The following is a 16,253-nucleotide window of genomic DNA, read 5'->3' as shown; positions in this document are numbered from 1 at the left end:
CGACCAGATGGGCAGGCACCACGGCCGTCTCGACGGCCTCGACACCTCGACCCCCGCGGTGGTCTTCAAGCTCGACCCCAACGTCATGCACCACGGTGGGCTCGGCCTGATCCGCAGCCTCGGGCGGGCCGGTGTGCCGATGTACGCGGTGCAGGAGCACCGGTACGCGCCGGCCGCGCACTCCCGCTACGTGCGGGGCCACTGGGTGTGGCGGCCCGACGCCCAGGACGTGGACGGCGTGCTGCGGGGACTGCGCGGCATCGCCGAGCGGATCGGGCGCACCGCGGTGCTGTTCCCGACCGACGACGCGGGTGCGATCTTCCTCGCCGAGCACGGGAACTCGCTGCGGGAGTGGTTCAGCTTCCCGCAGCCGCCGCACGACCTGCCGCGGCTGCTCGCCGGCAAGTACACGATGTACCGGCTGTGCCAGGCGCTCGGCGTGCCGTGCGCCCAGGCGACGATGGTGGGAAGTCCCGACGAGGCGGGCGAGTTCGCCGACCGCTTCGGGTTCCCGGTGGTGGTCAAGCTCCCGACACCGTGGCGCAACGGCGCCGGGCGGCGCAGCACGACGATCGTGCACGACCGGGCCGAGCTCGCCGAGCTGTGCCGGCTGCCCGGAGACCAGCGGCTGATGCTGCAGGAGTACCTGCCGGGCGGCATCGGGCACGACTGGTTCTTCCACGGCTACTGCGACGCCGAAGCGCGGTGCACCGCCTCCTTCGTGGGCACCAAGGAGCGGTCGTACCCGGCGCACGCCGGGCTGACCAGCCTCGGCCGCTGGGCCGAGAACGCCGAACTGCACCGGCACGCGACCGATCTGCTGCACCGGCTGGACTTCCGGGGCATCGTGGACCTGGACTTCCGCTGGGACGCCAGGGACGGCCAGTACAAGCTGCTGGACTTCAACCCCCGTCTCGGAGCGCAGTTCCGGTTGTTCGAGGACAGCGCGGGCGTGGACGTCGCGCTGGCCGCCTACCTGGACCTGACCGGACAGGCCACGCCCGCCGGGACCTCGGTTCCCGGCAGGCGGTTCCTGGTCGAGAACTACGACCCGATCGCCGCGCTGCGCTACTGGCGCGACGGGCGGCTCGGGCTGCGCTCGTGGGCCGACTCGGTCCGCGCGGTGGACGAGACCGCGTGGTACGCGCGCGACGACCTCACACCCTTCGCGTTGATGTGCCTGTGGATGGGCGCACGCGCGGCTACTCGCCCGTTGCGGCGGCTGCATTTTCGCCCGGGAAAGGAGAAAAAGGTATGAACGACTACGACCTCGTCGACGTGGCCATCGTCGGCGCCGGGCCGTACGGGCTGTCGCTGGCCGCGCATCTGCGCGCCAACGGGGTGTCCTACCGGCAGTTCGGCGTCCCGATGGGGCTGTGGCGCACGGCGATGCCGCGCGGCATGTACCTGAAGTCGCAGGGGTTCGCCTCCAACCTGTCCGATCCGGACGGGACGCACTCGCTGCGCAACTTCTGCCGCGAGACCGGCCGTACCTACGCCGACTACGGGGTGCCGGTGTCGCTGGACACCTTCGTCTCCTACGGCGAGTGGTTCCGGCTCGACCGGGGGCTGGAGGTCGACGAGCGGCTGGTCACCGACGTGCGCAGGCGCGACGAGCACTTCGACCTGACCCTGGCCGACGGTGAGCAGGTCCGCGCCCGCAACGTGGTGGTGGCAGCCGGTGTCGAGCACTTCGCCCGCCTGCCCGAGGTGCTGGAGGACCTGCCGACCGAGCTGTGCACGCACAGCTCCGAGCACACCGACCTCAGCGTGTTCCAGGACCGGGAGGTGATCGTCGTCGGGGCGGGGCAGTCGGCGCTGGAGACGGCGGCGCTGCTGCACGAGCACGGGGCACGCACGCAGATGCTCGTGCGCGCGGACGGTCTGGTGTGGAACGGGCGACCGCTGCTGCCGGACCGCCCGTTGCTGCAACGCATGCGGGAACCCGAGGCCGGTCTCGGTTCGGGGCTCTCGACCTGGTTCTACTCCGAGCACCCACGGCTGTTCCGGCGGTTGCCGAAGCAGACCAGGGTCTACCGGGCGCGCACCGCGCTGGGGCCGGCGGGGGCCTGGTGGCTGCGCGAGCGCGTCGAGGGCAAGTTCCCGGTCCGGCTGTCCCACGGGATCGACTGGGCGGCACAGGACGGGCACCGCGTCCGGCTCGGGGTGCGGGCCAACGGGCACGGCAGGCGGGAGTTCGAGGCCGACCACGTCATCGGCGCGACCGGCTATCCGCCCAACCTGGCGCGGTTGTCGTTCGTGGGACCGCAACTGCGCTCGCGGCTGAGCACGCTCGCGGGTACGCCGCGGGTGGGCCGCGACTTCCAGTCCTCGGTCCCCGGCCTGTTCTTCGTCGGCGCGGTCGTGGCCCCGGAGCACGGACCGGTCATGCGCTTCGTCTACGGGGCCGACTACGCGGTGCGGCAGGTCAGCGGGCGGCTGTCGGCGCTGCGCTCCCGCCGCATGGCGGTGGGAGGCGTCGGTAGATGAGCGCCCCCGGCCTGCGATCCGAGCACGGCGGCTTCACCGCCGCGCTGCCCTCGCTCACCCGCGAGCACCCGTGCGACGCGCGGTCCACGCGGGTGGTGAAGGCGTCGGCGCTGCCGGTCACCGATCTGGTGGCGGTGGTGGTGCCGGCGGTGCTCGCGCAGGTGCCGGTGCCGGCCGGGGCCGCCTACGGCCTGGCGGTCCTGGCCGTGCTCGCCGGTCAGGGCCAGCACCGGCTGCGGATCTGCCTGCGGGTGTCCGACCAGGCACCCCGGATCGCGGTGGCGGCGTTGCTGCCGGTGGCGGTGCTGCTGCCGTGGACCGCTCCGGGAGCGGCCGTGCTGCTGGCGCTGCTCACCGCGGGCGCGCTGGTCACCGCGCGTGGCGCGGCGTACGGGCTGCTGAGGGCGGCCCACCGCCGCGGCAGGCTGGTCGAACCGGCGCTGGTCGTCGGGAGCGGGGACGAGGCCGCCCGGATCGCCGGGCTCCTCGCCGAGCACCCGGAATGCGGGTTGCGCTCGGCGGGCTGGGTCGCGGGCGGTGGTTTCGGGGCGGTGAGGGGGCTTCCCGCTCTCGGCGGCGTCGCGGACCTGGCCGGGGTGATCGCGCGGTACCGCATCGCGCGCGTGCTGGTCTGCGCTCCGGAAGGCGACGACGGGGCACTGGTGGCCGCGGTGCGCGCGTGCCGGTCGGTGGGCGTGGACTTCTGCCTGGTGCCCAGGCCCGGCGAGCTGGGGCTGGCGGTGCCGAGGGCGTGCCTCGACGAGATCTGGGGAGTCGTGCTGGTGCCGCTGCGCAGGCCGAACCTGTTGTCGGCAGTGGCCAAACGCGCCTTCGACCTGGTCGTGGGCACCGTGCTGCTGGTGCTGCTCGCACCGGTGCTGCTGGTGCTGGCCGGGATCGTGCGCGGCTGCGGCAAGGCCACGACCTTCTTCTGCCAGTGGCGGGTCAGCCGGACCGGGCGGCTGGTGCGGGTGGTCAAGCTGCGGACGCTGGTCGACACCGGCGAGAAGTGGGCGGTCGCGGCCGACCAGTGCACCGCGCTCGGGCGGTGGCTGCGGGGGACGCATCTCGACGAGCTGCCGCAGCTGGTCAACGTGCTGCGCGGGGAGATGTCGCTGGTGGGTCCCAGACCCGAGCGGCCCTACTACGCCAAGCGTTTCGCAGGGGAGATACCGCACTACGCCGACCGGCACCGGATGCCGGGCGGCATGACGGGATGGGCGCAGGTCCACGGCCTGCACGGGGACACCTCGATCCCGGACCGCGCGCGCTTCGACAACCAGTACATCGAGTACTGGTCGCTGTGGATGGACCTGGTGGTCGTGGCCCGCACGGTCGCGATCGTCGCACGAGCCATGGGAGGACGACGGTGAAGGTTCTGCACGTGATCACAGGGCTCGGGGTCGGCGGCGCCGAGCTCCAGCTCCGGTCGGTACTCCAGCACACCAGGCACGACTCCGACGTGGTCGCGCTGTACAACCCGGGAGACGTCGCCTCCATGATCCGCTCCGACGGCGTGCGGGTCCGCGACCTCGGGATGACCAGCAACACCCAGCTCAGCGCGGTGCTCAGGCTGCGCGAGCTGATCCGCGACGAGCGCTACGACGTGGTGCACACCCACCTCTACCGGGCTTGCGTGTACGGGCGCCTGGCGGCGCGGTTGGCCGGCACGAAGGTCGTGGTGACCACCGAGCACTCCATCGGCGAGACCCACCTCGAACGGCGCCGCATGACGCTGGGCGTGCGGGCGTTGTACCTGGGCACCGACCTGTGCTCGGACGCGACGATCGCGGTGTCGGACACCGTCGCGACGCGGTTGGTGAACTGGGGAGTGCGGCCGCGCAAGATCACCGTGATCCCCAACGGCGTGGACTTCGGCCGGGTCCGCTTCGACGCGGAGGCCAGAGGGCGGGTGCGGGCCGAGCACGGCATCCCGCCGGACGCCTTCGTGGTCGGGGTGCTGGGCAGGCTCGATCCGAACAAGAGGTTCAACCTCGTCATCGACGCGATGGCACCGCTGGTGGACCAGCGCACCAAGCTGCTGCTCGTCGGCGACGGCGCCGACCGCGAGCGGCTGGAGAAGCTGGTGCGCGCGCACGGCATCTCCGACCACGTCGTCTTCGCGGGCGAGCGGCACGACGTCGCCGCGATGCTGTCGTCGCTGGACCTGTTCGTGGCCTCCTCCGCGCAGGAGACCTTCGGGCTGTCGGTGCTGGAGGCGCTGGCCAACGGCATGCCCGCGCTCTACACCACCTGCCCGGCCATGGACGGCATCGACACCGACCGCGCCCGCCAGGTGCCCGGGGACCCCGAGCGCATGCGCGCCGAGATCGCGCGCGAGATCAGCGAACGCAGGCCGCGCGCCGACGTCCCCGAGATCCGCCGCCGGTACGGCATCGAGGCCGTCACCGGTCGCATCGACGACCTGTACGCACGACTGGGGGAGGCCCAGCGATGAAGGCACTGGTCACCGGCGCGGCCGGGTTCATCGGCTCGCACCTGACCGAGCAACTGCTCGCCGAGGGGCACAGCGTGGTCGGGCTCGACGACCTCAGCACCGGCCGGTTCGAGAACCTGCCCGACGCCGACGAATTCGAGCTCGTCAACGGCAGCGTCATGGACCGCGGGCTGGTCGACGAGCTGACGTCCGAAGTGGACATCGTCTTCCACCTCGCGGCGGCGGTCGGCGCGTTCGTCATCCAGGAGCGGACGATCCGCAGCCTGCTCACCAACATCCACGGCACCGAGAACGTGCTCGACGCGGCGCTGCGCTACAACGCCCGGCTGCTGCTGGCCTCCACCAGCGAGATCTACGGCAAGAATCCGAAGGTCGGGCTGCGCGAGGGCGACGACCGCGTCATCGGCTCGCCGCTGATGTCGCGCTGGACCTACTCGGAAGCCAAGGCCATCGACGAGAGCCTGACCCACGCCTACGTGCGCGAGCTGGGACTGCGCGCGGTGATCGTGCGGCTGTTCAACACCGTCGGACCGCGCCAGACCGGGCGCTACGGCATGGTCATCCCCCGGATGGTCAACCAGGCGCTGCAGGGCAGGCCGCTGACGATCTTCGGCACCGGCAGGCAGGTCCGCTGCTTCTGCCACGTCGACGACGTGGTGCCCGCGCTGGTCGAGCTGGTGCAGCTGGACAAGGCGCGCGGCAGCGCGGTGAACCTGGGCAGCGGCGAGCAGGTCTCGATCGCCGAGCTGGCCGCCCGGATCATCGAGATGACCGGCTCGTCCAGCGACACCGTGCGGGTGCCCTACGAGCAGGCCTACGGCCCGGGCTACGAGGACATGCAGCGGCGGGTGCCGGACTGCTCCCGGGCCAGGGAACTCATCGGCTTCGAGCCGTCCAGGACGCTGGACGACATCATCCGCGCCGTGATCGCCGAGCAGACGCGGTCCCGGCAGGTGCCCGCGGTCGCGGCGGAATGAGGACGGGCCGATGGCGAACAAGACGACGAGGCCACGGCTCAGGTCGGTGGCCGCGCAACCGGTCGCCGCCCTGCGGCGCAGGGCCGGTTCGGTGTGGTTCCTGGCGCTGATCGGCTGCGCGATGGTGCTGGCCGCCGTGATGGCGGTGCCCAGACCCGCGCCGGTGGTGCCCTCGGGAACCGTGGTGGTGGCGTCGTTGCCGTTCTGGAACCTCGGGAACGGCACGGCGACGGTGGTGCAGAACCGCACCGCGGTCAACGAGGTGTCGCCGTGGATGTACGGGCTCGGCGACGACGGCAGGCTCACCATCCAGTACTCGCCCGCGCAGGCCACCGAGGTCGCCGGGCACCTCCAGCGGTTGCGCGAGGCGCAGATCCCCATCGTGCCGTCGCTGGCCAACATCACCGAGGGGAACTGGTCCTACGAACCGGTGGCGCGGATGCTGCACGACCCGGAACTGATGCGGCGCCACGTGTTCGAGATCGTCGAGCTGGTCAAGCGCGAGAACTACGCCGGTATCGACATCGACTACGAGAATCTGCGCGCCGGCGACCGCGAGCAGTTCACCCGGTTCGTCACCGACCTGGGACGGGCCCTGCACGCCGAGGGCAAGACGCTGTCGGTCGCGGTGTTCGCCAAGACCTCCGATGCCGGCTACGACGAGCGCAACGTCGCGCAGGACTACGCCGCGATCGGCCAGGTGGCCGACCAGGTCCGGCTGATGGGTTACGACTTCCACTGGGGAACCTCGCGCCCCGGTCCTGTCGCTCCGGTCGGCTGGATCCGCGACGTGCTCAGCTACGCGACCAGTGTGGTGCCCAGGGAGCGCATCGTGCTCGGCGTGCCGCTCTACGGCTACGACTGGGTCGACGGCCAGGGGACCTCGGTGACGTGGCTGCAGGCCTTCAAGCTCGCGACCGAGCACAAGGTGCCGACGTTCTACGACGCACGCACCCAGTCGCCCTGGTTCGCCTACACCGACGCGCAGGGGCGGCGGCACGAGGTGTGGTTCGAGAACACCGCCAGCTCCAAGGCGAAGTTCGAAGCCGCTCGCGGGTCCGGGATCCGCGGCGTCTACCTGTGGATGTACGGCTATGAGGACACCGGCACCTGGCCAGAGCTGCGGGCCAGTCTCCCGGTGACGAAATCACGGGGGAGGAATGGATGATTCCGTGGTGGTTGCTGGCCATTGTGGTCTTCGGGACCAACTTCACGCTGTGGGGCGTGATCGGACTTCTGCGGCTGCTCGACAGCTCGACGTGGGGCTGGTGGTCCAAGAGCAGGGCACCCGCACCGGTCGACCTCGATGTCAGCGACGTCGCCGTGCTCATCCCGGCGCACAACGAGGAGGAGGTCATCGTCGACAGCCTGAACGCGATCACCTCGCTGGTGCCCAGGCAGAACGTGCACGTGATCTCCGACGGCTCGACCGACCGCACGGTGGAGCTGGCCCGGCGCTGCGGGGTGAACGTGATCAGCACGGCCACCAACGTGGGCAAGGCGGGCGCGCTGCACCAGGGCATCCGGCGGTTCCGGCTCGTCGAGCGGTTCGAGGTCGTGATGCTGCTCGACGCCGACACCCACGTCGAGCCCGGGTACTTCCGGGCCGCGCTGCCGCTGTTCGCCGACCCGGGCGTGGTCGCGGTCGCCGGGTGCGTGCGCTCCACCACCGATGACAGCAGGCTCTCGCAGGTGGGCAGGCTGGTGGCCTACCACCGCCAGCGGATTTACACCATGACCCAGTATCTGCTGAAGTTCGGCCAGACCTGGCGCCGGGTCAACGCCACCCACATCGTGCCCGGGTTCGCCAGCCTGTACCGGACCGCGGTGCTGCCCGAGATCGAGGTGAACCCGCCGGGTCTGGTGATCGAGGACTTCAACATGACCTTCGAGGTCTACCAGAAGGCCCTGGGCAAGGTGGGCTTCACGCCGTCGGCGGTCGCGGTGACCCAGGAACCGGGCACGTTCAAGGACTACGTGCGCCAGAGCAAGCGGTGGTCGCTCGGGTTGTGGCAGACGGTGAGGCTGCACCCGCCGAAGGCGAACCTGTTCACCGCGATGCTCGGGCTGCTGCTCCTGGAGTTGCTGAGCAGCAGCATCATGATCGTGCTGCTGCCGCTGTTGCTCGCGCTGCTGGTGATCCCGGAGGTGTTCGGCTCGGTGGCGCACCTGCCGGTGATCGGTGAGGTCCACGCCGCGGTCGCGGCGCACCTGAGCCTGCCGGTGATGCTTTTCGGCATCGTGCTGCCCGACCTGCTGCTGACGTGCCTGGTGGCGCTGATCCAGCGCCGGCCGCGGTTCCTGCTCTACGCACCGGTGTTCCTGTTCATGCGGGTGCTGGACGCGGCGATCTCGCTGTACGCGCTGCCGCAGGCCTGGCTGGCGCGCTCGACGGGGCGGTGGAGCAGCCCCGGGCGCAGGCCGGTCGAGGCCACGCCGCAGCAACCGCAGCAGGTGCGGGAGCCGGAACCGGACCTGCGGGCCGGGTGATGACCCACGGTCACTCGGCCGTGTACATGAGACGGAACTCCTGCGTTCGCACGAGGACGTGGCGCGCCGGGGACGGGATCGTTGGGCGGTGAACTTCGTGCGGCTGCTCATGGTGGACGACCACCTCATGCTCACCGAGGCGCTGAGCGTGCGGTTGTCGACGGTGCCGGACCTGTGGCTGGTGGGCCGGTGCGAGCTGGAGGACCCCCGGTTGCCGGAGATGGTGCGCAGGCTGCGGCCGGACGTCATCACCGTCGACGTCGAACCGGTGGGCACGCGCGGCGGGGAGCTGGTCCGCCTGCTCCGGCGGGAACGTCCGCAGGTGCACGTCGTCGTGCTCACCGGACGCCACGATCCCGATCAGGCGGTGGAGGCGGCCCGTGCCGGCGTGCAGGCGTGGGTGTCGAAGGAGTCCGGTGTGGACGAGCTGACCGCGGTCCTGCGCGGGGTGTGCGCGGGCCACGGCTGGTATCCGCCGGAACTGCTCGGCATCGTCCTGCGCGAGCTGCGCGAGGACGCGGTCCGTGCCACCGAGCGGACCGGGCCGCTGGACTGCCTCAGCGACCGCGAACGCGACGTGCTGCAGGGCATGGTGGCGGGCAAGCGCGGTAGCCGGATCGCCGAGGAGCTGCGGATCTCCACCGAGACCGTGCGCACCCACACCCGCAGCATCCTGGCCAAGCTGCACGTGCACAGCCAGCTCGAGGCGGTCAGCGTGGCCACCTCGGCGGGGATGCGCCCGCACGGTCCGAGGCCGATGCGGTGAGCGGCCGGCTGCGGGTCGCCGCGGTCGTCACCCGCCTGGAAGGCGGTGCGGGCGAGATGGTCCTGCGTGGAGGGCGGGCGCTGGATCCGGCGGAGTACGAGGTGACGATCGTGGCGGGCAGCGGCGGCCGGCTGCTGCGCGAGGCCGGCGCCGCCGGGCTCGAGACCGTGCTGGTCCCGGCGCTGCGCGCGCCGATCGCACCGCACGCCGACGTGCTCGCCCTGGCCGGGCTGGTCCGGCTGCTGGCGAGGCGGAAGTTCGACGTCGTGCACACCAACTGCGCGAAGGCGGGCACGCTCGGCCGGCTCGCGGCGCGCCGCACGGGTGCGCCGCGGATCGTGCACACCTACCACGGCTTCCCGTTCCACGAGTTCCAACGGGTGACACGCCGGGCTACCTATGTCGCCGTCGAACGGGCGCTCGGCCGCATCACCGACCTGTCACTGTGCGTAGGCACCGGTGTCGCCGTCGAGGCGCTGCGACGGCGCCTCGTGCCCCCGGAACGCGTTCGCACGATCGGCGTAGCCGTGGACCCTGTTCGGGTGCTCACACCGCAGTCGCGGCACGACGCGCGCCGAGCGCTGCGACTTCCACCCGACGTGCCCGTCGTGGGGACCGTGGGGAGGCTGACGTACCAGAAGGCGCCGGACGACTTCGTCGCCGCGCTGCGCGCCTTGCGTCCGCGGGGCGTGGTCGGTGTCTGGGTCGGCGGGGGAGAGCTCGCCGGTGAGGCACGCGACCTCGCCGAGCGGGCGGGGGTGCGCCTGGTCTTCACCGGCGACCGGGCCGACGCGGTGGACCTGCTGCCCGCCTTCGACGTCTTCGCCATGTCCAGCAGGTACGAGGGCCTGCCGCTGGCCGTCGTCGAGGCCATGCGCTGCGGGATCCCGGTCGCGGCCACGGCCGTGAACGCCGTCGGGGACGTCGTGGTGCCGGGCGAGACGGGACTGCTGGCTCCTCCCGGACGGCCGGAGCTGCTGGCCGCTGCCGTCGCACGCCTGCTCGACGAGCCGTGCGAAGCGCTGCGCATGGCCCGGGCGGCCGCCGCGCGGATCGCGGGCAGGCACGACTCGGCTGCGCTCGCGGAGGCGTTGGGGGACGCATACGGTGGCTCGCGGACTCCCGCCGCCGCCCGGGTCATGCACGTGGAGTAGCCGAAACACCCCGCGCGCACGAGCAAGCAACGCGGCCCAACGTCATCCCGACAGTCCAGATGACGGGATGGCCGGACGAAGGAGCGGCTTTGCATCGGGGATCTGCGTGGAAGTGGGGGCGCGCGGAGCCACCCGAGGTCCAGGGACTGCTGCACGACCTGGGCAGGGGGCTGGCGACGTTGTCGTACCTGAGGGAGGGGATGGACGCCGAGGCGTCGCTGTCCGGCAGCGCGCGGCACCGGCTGCGGCTCATGGAACGCGAACTGGAGCGGTTGGTGGAACTGGTCGACGACCGGCCCGCCGCCTCCGAGGTGTTCGACGTCGGCGAGCTGGTGGCCGAACTGGTGTCGGTCACGCGGTTGTCGGCGCCGGCCGAGGTCCGGTTGCGGCCGGGCGAGCCGTGCACCCTGCGCACCGACCGCACCGCGATGTGGCGGATGCTGGCCAACCTGGTCGAGAACGCCGTGCGCGCCGCGGGAGCCGACGGCACCGTCGAGGTCGCGGTGTCCCGGCGCGCGTCGGGCGGTGTCGTGGTGGAGGTCGCCGACGACGGTCCCGGCTTCGGCCGGGGGCCCAGCGGCAAAGCCTCGCTGGGACTGGCGATCGTCCACGACCTGGCCAACGCGTGCGCGGCGCGGCTGCGCATCGACTCGCCGCCGGGGGGCGGCACGCGGGTCGTTGTCGTCTTCGGCGCCCGACCGGGCCCGTCGTGGAGGCGACGCCGACGGGAAGGGGGATGCGATGGTCGATCTGGTGCTCGGTGACGACCACGCGATATTCGTGGACGCGCTGGTGAGCGCGCTTCCGGAAAACGATTTCCGCGTGGTGGGCACGGCGAGCAGCATCGAGGACACGCTGGCCGCGGTGCGCTCGCACCAGCCGGACGTGTGCCTGCTGGACAGGTACTTCGCCGACGGCGACGGGCTGACGGTGGTCGAGAAGATCACCGACGGGCGCACGAAGGTCCTCGTGCTCACCGCCGACGGCGACGTGCAGGGCATGCGCGACGCGCTGGGACGGGGCGCGACCGGCTACGTGAACAAGATGTGCGGCCTTTCCGTGCTGGCCACCGCGATCCGCGCGGTGGTCGACGGCGAGGTGGTGGTCGAGCTGGCGGCGTCGCGGGCGCCGAAGCTGCGCGGCACGACCGACGCGCGGCGGCTGGCCTCGCACCTCACCGCGCGCGAGCGGCAGTGCCTGGAGCTGCTCGTCGAAGGTGCGCAGACCCGTGCGATGGCGAGGGGGCTGGGGGTGTCCTCGACCACCGTGCGGACCCACGTGCAGTCGGTCCTGACCAAGCTGGGCGTGCATTCCCGGCTGGAGGCGGCCTCCTTCGCGCTGCGGCACTCGCTGCTCGACCAGCCACCGGAACCGGAGGTGACCAGAGCGCGCACCGCGGTCAGATGACGGCCTCCACCAGGTGCGGGCCGGGCTCCAGGCTCGCCTGGCGCAGGGCGTCCAGCAGCTGCTCGCCCGTGGTGGCCCGGACCGCCGGGACGCCGAAGCCCGCCGCGAGCGCGGTCCAGTCGGGTGCGGGGTCGCCGAGGGCGGTCATGCCCGCGGCGGCCGGCCCCGGCCGGTCCACCCCGGCGCGGCTGAGTTCCGCCTCCAGGATGCGGTAGCGGGAGTTCGAGCAGATCACGGTGGTGACGTCCAGCCGCTGCCTGGCCTGGGTCCACAGCCCCTGCACCGTGTAGAGGGCGCTGCCGTCGGCCTGGAAGTCGATCACGTGCCGGTCCGGGCAGGCGACCGCCGCGCCGGTGGCGGCCGGGATGCCCATGCCGATCGCGCCGCCGGTGAGCGTGATCTCGGTGTGGCGGGGCGCGGCGGCGGCCAGGCCCGGGTACGCACCGGACGAGGAAACGCCTTCGTTGACCACGATCGCGCCTTCCGGCTGGGTGAGCACGATCGCCGCCGCGATCGCCGAGGAGGTCAGATCTCCTTGCGGCGCCCGCACTTCCGGGCGCTGCGGGGCGGGCGGTCGTGCATCGGCGCTGCCGGTGGCCTCGGCGAGGGCGTCGAGCGCCGCCGCGGCGTCCTGGCCCGGATCGGCGAGCGTGTGCAGCTGCGTGCCGTCCGGCACCAGGACGCTGGGCATGCCCTCGTAGCCGAAGAACGCCACCGGTTCGGTCGTGCCCACCAGCACCAGGTGCGAGAAGCCGTCGAGGCTGCCGAGCACGTCCTCTGGGAAGTAGGGCAGCGAGCGCAGCGGCGGCACGTCCGGACCCCGCTCGATGCGGGCGGGCGAACGCTCCGCGAGGACCTCGCCGCCGACCGCCGCGGCGATGCGCGCGGCCGTGCGGATCCCGTCGGCGCTCAGCGCGTTCCCGCCAAGCAGCAGCGCCGGGCGCTCCCCGGAGGCGAGGACCTTGGCGACCGCGTCGACCTGCTCCTGCTCGACCTCGGCCGGACCGGGGGCAGGCGGGACGTCGGCGGTCGTGCCGCCCTCGCTCCACATGTGGTCGGCCGCGGCGATCAGCGTGGCGGGCAACCGGTCCCGGAGGGCCGCCTGGCGCGCCTCGACGAACTCGGCCCCCGCCGACCGCGCGGACGTGGTCCGTCCCACCCAGCCCGAGACCGGCGCCGCGAGCGACTCGATGTCGCTGGCCAGCGGTGCGTCGGCGGGCTGGTGCCAGGTGGCGTGCTCCCCGACGACGTTGATCACCGGGGTGCGGGCGCGGCGCGCGTTGTGCAGGTTGGCGATGCCATTGGCGAAACCCGGACCGAGGTGCAGCAGCGTCATGGCGGGTACCCCGGCCATCCGCGTGTAGCCGTCGGCCGCACCGGTCACCACGCCCTCGGACAGGCCGAGCACGGTGCGAATGCCGGGCACCGCGTCGAAGGCTTCCACGAGCGGCATCTCGGTCGTGCCCGGATTGGCGAAGCACACCCGCACGCCCGCCTCGATCGCCGTGGCCAGCAGGCCTTCCGCACCCTTCACGACCGCTCCTTCCGTCGACAACCCGCAGACATGCTCTCCGGAACCGGGCGAGCAGACAAGGTCCGACCTTTCGGTACCGTGGTCGGGTCCGGGGGTGCGACTCGATGCTGGAGGGATGACGGCGGTGCGTGGGGTGGCCCTCGGGCGGCGGTACCGGTCTGTGCGAGCGGCCTTGGCGGCCGTGGCTCTCCTACCCGCGTTGCTGGTCTCCGGCTGCGTCCCGGCGCCGCGGGCCGCACCACCCGGGCGGCAGGAGGCGCCGACCGCATCGGCCCCGATGCCGGCGATCATTTACGAGCAGGTGCGCTCCGAACACCGCCAGACCGACGTCCGGCTCTACACCGCCCACCCCTCGGGCCTGGAGCGGACCAAGGGCCTGCCGGTGGTGCTCTACCTGCACGGGCGCGACGGCATCGATCCCACCCCGATCCCCTACGACACCCTGGCCGCGCTGGAACGGGAGTACCGCGACGGTGCGATCCCGGCGTTCGCCTTCGTCGTGGTCGACGGCGGCTACAACGCCTACTGGACCGACGGTTCGGCGAACGGCGACCTGTCGAGCATGCTCACCGAGGAGCTGCCGCGATGGTTGCGGGAGCGCGGACTCGGCGACGACGAAGGACGGCCGTTCGCGGTCGCGGGGATCTCCACCGGCGGATTCGGCGCGCTGAACTACGCGATCGCGCGCCAGGCGGCCGGGAACCCTGTCTCGGCGGTCGCCGAGCTCGCCCCCGCGCTCCCGGTGACCTGGGAGCACATGAGCGAGAAGGGCGTCTTCGGTTCCGAGGAGCAGTGGCGGCACGCCGATCCCTTGGCGCACCTGGACAAGCTCGGCGACGTGCCCGTCGGGGTGTGGGTCGGCGACACCGACCCGTTCCTGCCCGGCGCGGAGCGGCTGGTCGCCGAGCACACCGACATCCCGGTGGCCTCGGTGCTTCCGGGCGGCCACGACGGGTCGGTGTTCGACGTGGTCGGGGCCGACATGGTGCGGTTCCTCGCCGACCACGTCCCGGCCGCCGGCTGACGGTGCACCGGCGCCGCGGCGGTCAGTCCTGGTGCGCCAGCAGGTGTTCGAGGATGAAGCGGTTCAGCGCTTCCGGTGCCTGCTCGGGGATCCAGTGCGAGACGTCCTCCAGCATCTCGAACCGGTACGGGCCGGTGACGTGGTGCTCGGTGGCGAGGGCCGCGGTGGAGCCGACCGCGACGTCCTCGGTGCTCCAGACGTAGAGCGTCGGCACCTCCACCTTCCCGATCGGACCGTTGAAACGGGTGGCCCGGTACCAGTTCAGCGCCGCGGTCAGCGCGCCCGGCTCGGTCAGCCGCTGCACGTAGTCGTCGACGTGGTGCTGGGGGACGAAGTTGCCGTAGATCTGCCGCAGCTTGCGCGCGTTGTCCTCCAGCAGGGCGCGTTCGGCACCCGAACCGCGGAACACCTGCATGTAGGCCGACCGCTGCTGCTGGTCCTCGTCCTCGCGCACCGCCTGCCCGAACGGGTCGAGGTGGGGGATCGACACCGCGGTCAGCGTGCGGACCGGTCCGGGTGCGCCGCCGCCGTCGCCCACGACACCGCCGCGCCCCAGTCGTGGCCGACCAGGTCGAAGCGCTGCCAGCCGAGGTGGTCGGCGATGGCCAGGACATCACCGACCAGTTCTTCCAGCCGGTAGTCGGCGACCTGCTCGGGGCGCGCGCCGGGCGAGTAGCCGCGCTGGTCCGGGGCGACCGCGTGGCACTCGGCTTCGCCGAGCACGGCGAGCTGTTCGCTCCACTGGACGGCGGCCTCCGGGAAGCCGTGCAGCAGCAGCACCGGACGGCCGCCTTCCGGGCCGCTGGTGAGCGCGTCGAACCTGCCCGCGGGCGTGGGGATCTGGATGTAGTCGGCCACGCCCTCACCCTATGACCTCGCGGTGCCGGTGTCAGGAACGGCTCCGGCGACGCCGGAAACCGGCCTCATCAACCGATTCGGTAGCCCCAGCGGCCCTCGTGCACCTCGCCGGGCCGCAGGGTGATCAGGCCGTCGCCGGTCACGAACGCGTTGGGAGCGCACGTCATCGGCTCGACGGTGATGCCCGCGCGGGCCGGGCGGTCCTGCGACGGCGAGTCGTCGGTGTAGACCTGCAGGTAACCGTGGGTCCGGTCCACCCAGAGCTCGACGTGCTGCCCGCCAGGGCGCTCGAAGCGGACCACCGCCTCCCCGCCGGATTCCCTTGCCAGGTCGGTGAAAGCGGTGTCCATCTTGGTGGCGCCGATCCGCCGCGCCGAGCGGAAGTCGTACTCGGTGCCCGCGACCGGTGCGGTCCCGGTCGGGATGAGGTTGTCGTCGGTGACGTAGTAGGTGCTCGCGGGCAGCTCGAAGCCCATGGTGTCGATGGCCGGTCCGCTGGCGGCGATGTAGGTGTGGTTCGCGGTGCCGAACGGGGCGTCGGTGTCACCGACGTTCTTCGCCGACAGCCTGCTGCTCACCCCGCGTCCGTCCACGGTGAACTCGATCTGGAGCGCCAGGGTGAACGGGTAGCCGTAGTGCGGGTGCAGGAGGTGTTCGAGCACCACTCCGTCCCCGCGGTGGCGCACCGGCTGCCACTCGACCCAGCTCATCAGCCCGTGCAGCGCGGCCTGTCGCGACGGCTCGTTGATCGGGACCTGCAGCTGCTGACCGCCGAAGGTGTAGCGGCCGCTCTCGATCCGGTTGGGCCAGGGCAGGATCGTCTTGCCCTGGTAGCCCTCGCCGAGCCACGACGGGTCGTGGGTGAGCAGCATCTCGGTGCCGTCGACCTGCCACGACAGCAGCGTCGCGGCGACCCCGGCGACCACCACCCGGTGCCTGCCGGAGCGGATCTCGTAGAGCCGCCCGAGCGCGGTCTGCCCGCCGCCCGCCGGGGGCCGGGCGTGCGCGGTCGGGGTCAGCGACGTGGCAGCGGCGACTCCGGCCGCGGCCGTGATCGCGCTGCGCCGCGTCCACTTGCGCTGCTGTGACATGGGT

14 protein-coding genes and 1 pseudogene are annotated in these 16,253 nt (G+C 72.2%); 12 read left to right on the top strand and 3 right to left on the bottom strand.

Annotated features, from left to right (window positions below; all coding sequences use genetic code 11):
• Nucleotides 1-7: 7 nt before the first annotated feature.
• The 11 genes from SACE_RS19005 (at nt 8) to SACE_RS18955 (ending at nt 11,742) form a co-directional block, all read left to right on the top strand.
• Nucleotides 8-1,258: a carboxylate--amine ligase gene (locus SACE_RS19005; RefSeq protein WP_009944828.1), complete on the top strand. Its 1,251-nt coding sequence runs from the start codon at nt 8-10 to the stop codon at nt 1,256-1,258.
• Entirely contained in the window at nt 1,255-2,490 is a 1,236-nt protein-coding gene (locus SACE_RS19000; RefSeq protein WP_009944830.1) for an NAD(P)-binding domain-containing protein, read from the top strand. The genes SACE_RS19005 and SACE_RS19000 overlap by 4 nt, the downstream gene beginning before the upstream one ends.
• Nucleotides 2,487-3,863, top strand: a complete 1,377-nt coding sequence (locus SACE_RS18995; protein ID WP_009944831.1) for a sugar transferase — start codon at nt 2,487-2,489, stop codon at nt 3,861-3,863. Before SACE_RS19000 ends, SACE_RS18995 begins: the two co-directional genes overlap by 4 nt.
• Entirely contained in the window at nt 3,860-4,948 is a 1,089-nt protein-coding gene (locus SACE_RS18990) for a glycosyltransferase (RefSeq protein ID WP_009944832.1), read from the top strand. Before SACE_RS18995 ends, SACE_RS18990 begins: the two co-directional genes overlap by 4 nt.
• Entirely contained in the window at nt 4,945-5,925 is a 981-nt protein-coding gene (locus SACE_RS18985) for an NAD-dependent epimerase/dehydratase family protein (protein ID WP_009944833.1), read from the top strand. The genes SACE_RS18990 and SACE_RS18985 overlap by 4 nt, the downstream gene beginning before the upstream one ends.
• A 10-nt stretch (nt 5,926-5,935) precedes the next feature.
• Nucleotides 5,936-7,093 carry a glycosyl hydrolase family 18 protein gene (locus tag SACE_RS18980; protein ID WP_009944834.1) on the top strand — a complete coding sequence of 386 codons (1,158 nt, stop codon included), beginning with the start codon at nt 5,936-5,938 and terminating at the stop codon, nt 7,091-7,093.
• On the top strand, nt 7,090-8,415 hold the full coding sequence (locus tag SACE_RS18975) for a glycosyltransferase family 2 protein (RefSeq protein WP_009944835.1): 1,326 nt from the start codon (nt 7,090-7,092) through the stop codon (nt 8,413-8,415). Before SACE_RS18980 ends, SACE_RS18975 begins: the two co-directional genes overlap by 4 nt.
• Before the next feature lie 88 nt (nt 8,416-8,503).
• Nucleotides 8,504-9,181 carry a LuxR C-terminal-related transcriptional regulator gene (locus SACE_RS18970; protein ID WP_009944836.1) on the top strand — a complete coding sequence of 226 codons (678 nt, stop codon included), beginning with the start codon at nt 8,504-8,506 and terminating at the stop codon, nt 9,179-9,181.
• Nucleotides 9,178-10,335 carry a glycosyltransferase gene (locus tag SACE_RS18965; RefSeq protein ID WP_009944837.1) on the top strand — a complete coding sequence of 386 codons (1,158 nt, stop codon included), beginning with the start codon at nt 9,178-9,180 and terminating at the stop codon, nt 10,333-10,335. Before SACE_RS18970 ends, SACE_RS18965 begins: the two co-directional genes overlap by 4 nt.
• Before the next feature lie 89 nt (nt 10,336-10,424).
• Nucleotides 10,425-11,099, top strand: a complete 675-nt coding sequence (locus SACE_RS18960) for a sensor histidine kinase (RefSeq protein WP_011874187.1) — start codon at nt 10,425-10,427, stop codon at nt 11,097-11,099.
• Entirely contained in the window at nt 11,077-11,742 is a 666-nt protein-coding gene (locus SACE_RS18955) for a response regulator (protein ID WP_009944840.1), read from the top strand. Before SACE_RS18960 ends, SACE_RS18955 begins: the two co-directional genes overlap by 23 nt.
• On the opposite strand, the gene SACE_RS18950 is transcribed toward SACE_RS18955, so the two are convergent.
• Nucleotides 11,735-13,276 carry an acetolactate synthase large subunit gene (locus tag SACE_RS18950; protein WP_009944842.1) on the bottom strand — a complete coding sequence of 514 codons (1,542 nt, stop codon included), beginning with the start codon at nt 13,274-13,276 and terminating at the stop codon, nt 11,735-11,737. The two genes, SACE_RS18955 and SACE_RS18950, sit on opposite strands and share 8 nt — an antisense overlap.
• A 277-nt stretch (nt 13,277-13,553) precedes the next feature.
• Between SACE_RS18950 and SACE_RS18945 the strand changes: the two genes are divergently transcribed.
• Nucleotides 13,554-14,300, top strand: coding sequence for an alpha/beta hydrolase (locus tag SACE_RS18945; protein ID WP_009944843.1), 747 nt, complete (start codon nt 13,554-13,556; stop codon nt 14,298-14,300).
• A gap of 22 nt (nt 14,301-14,322) precedes the next feature.
• Here the strand turns inward: SACE_RS18945 and SACE_RS38350 are convergent.
• Both SACE_RS38350 and SACE_RS18930 read right to left on the bottom strand, forming a co-directional pair.
• Nucleotides 14,323-15,158 (bottom strand): annotated as a pseudogene (locus tag SACE_RS38350) (alpha/beta fold hydrolase).
• 68 nt (nt 15,159-15,226) lie between these two features.
• Nucleotides 15,227-16,249, bottom strand: coding sequence for an aldose 1-epimerase family protein (locus tag SACE_RS18930; protein ID WP_009944847.1), 1,023 nt, complete (start codon nt 16,247-16,249; stop codon nt 15,227-15,229).
• Nucleotides 16,250-16,253: the final 4 nt, after the last annotated feature.

The organism is Saccharopolyspora erythraea NRRL 2338, from assembly GCF_000062885.1.
In the GTDB taxonomy this organism is placed as follows: domain Bacteria; phylum Actinomycetota; class Actinomycetes; order Mycobacteriales; family Pseudonocardiaceae; genus Saccharopolyspora_D; species Saccharopolyspora_D erythraea.
This window is presented reverse-complemented; position numbering and strand designations above follow the sequence as displayed.

Coding starts and splice junctions, on each gene's coding strand:
- SACE_RS19005 (WP_009944828.1), top strand. CDS start 8: ATGGGCAGGCACCACGGCCGTCTCGACGGCCTCGACACCTCGACCCCC.
- SACE_RS18985 (WP_009944833.1), top strand. CDS start 4,945: ATGAAGGCACTGGTCACCGGCGCGGCCGGGTTCATCGGCTCGCACCTG.
- SACE_RS18980 (WP_009944834.1), top strand. CDS start 5,936: ATGGCGAACAAGACGACGAGGCCACGGCTCAGGTCGGTGGCCGCGCAA.
- SACE_RS19000 (WP_009944830.1), top strand. CDS start 1,255: ATGAACGACTACGACCTCGTCGACGTGGCCATCGTCGGCGCCGGGCCG.
- SACE_RS18930 (WP_009944847.1), bottom strand. CDS start 16,249: ATGTCACAGCAGCGCAAGTGGACGCGGCGCAGCGCGATCACGGCCGCG.
- SACE_RS18995 (WP_009944831.1), top strand. CDS start 2,487: ATGAGCGCCCCCGGCCTGCGATCCGAGCACGGCGGCTTCACCGCCGCG.
- SACE_RS18955 (WP_009944840.1), top strand. CDS start 11,077: ATGGTCGATCTGGTGCTCGGTGACGACCACGCGATATTCGTGGACGCG.
- SACE_RS18945 (WP_009944843.1), top strand. CDS start 13,554: ATGCCGGCGATCATTTACGAGCAGGTGCGCTCCGAACACCGCCAGACC.
- SACE_RS18975 (WP_009944835.1), top strand. CDS start 7,090: ATGATTCCGTGGTGGTTGCTGGCCATTGTGGTCTTCGGGACCAACTTC.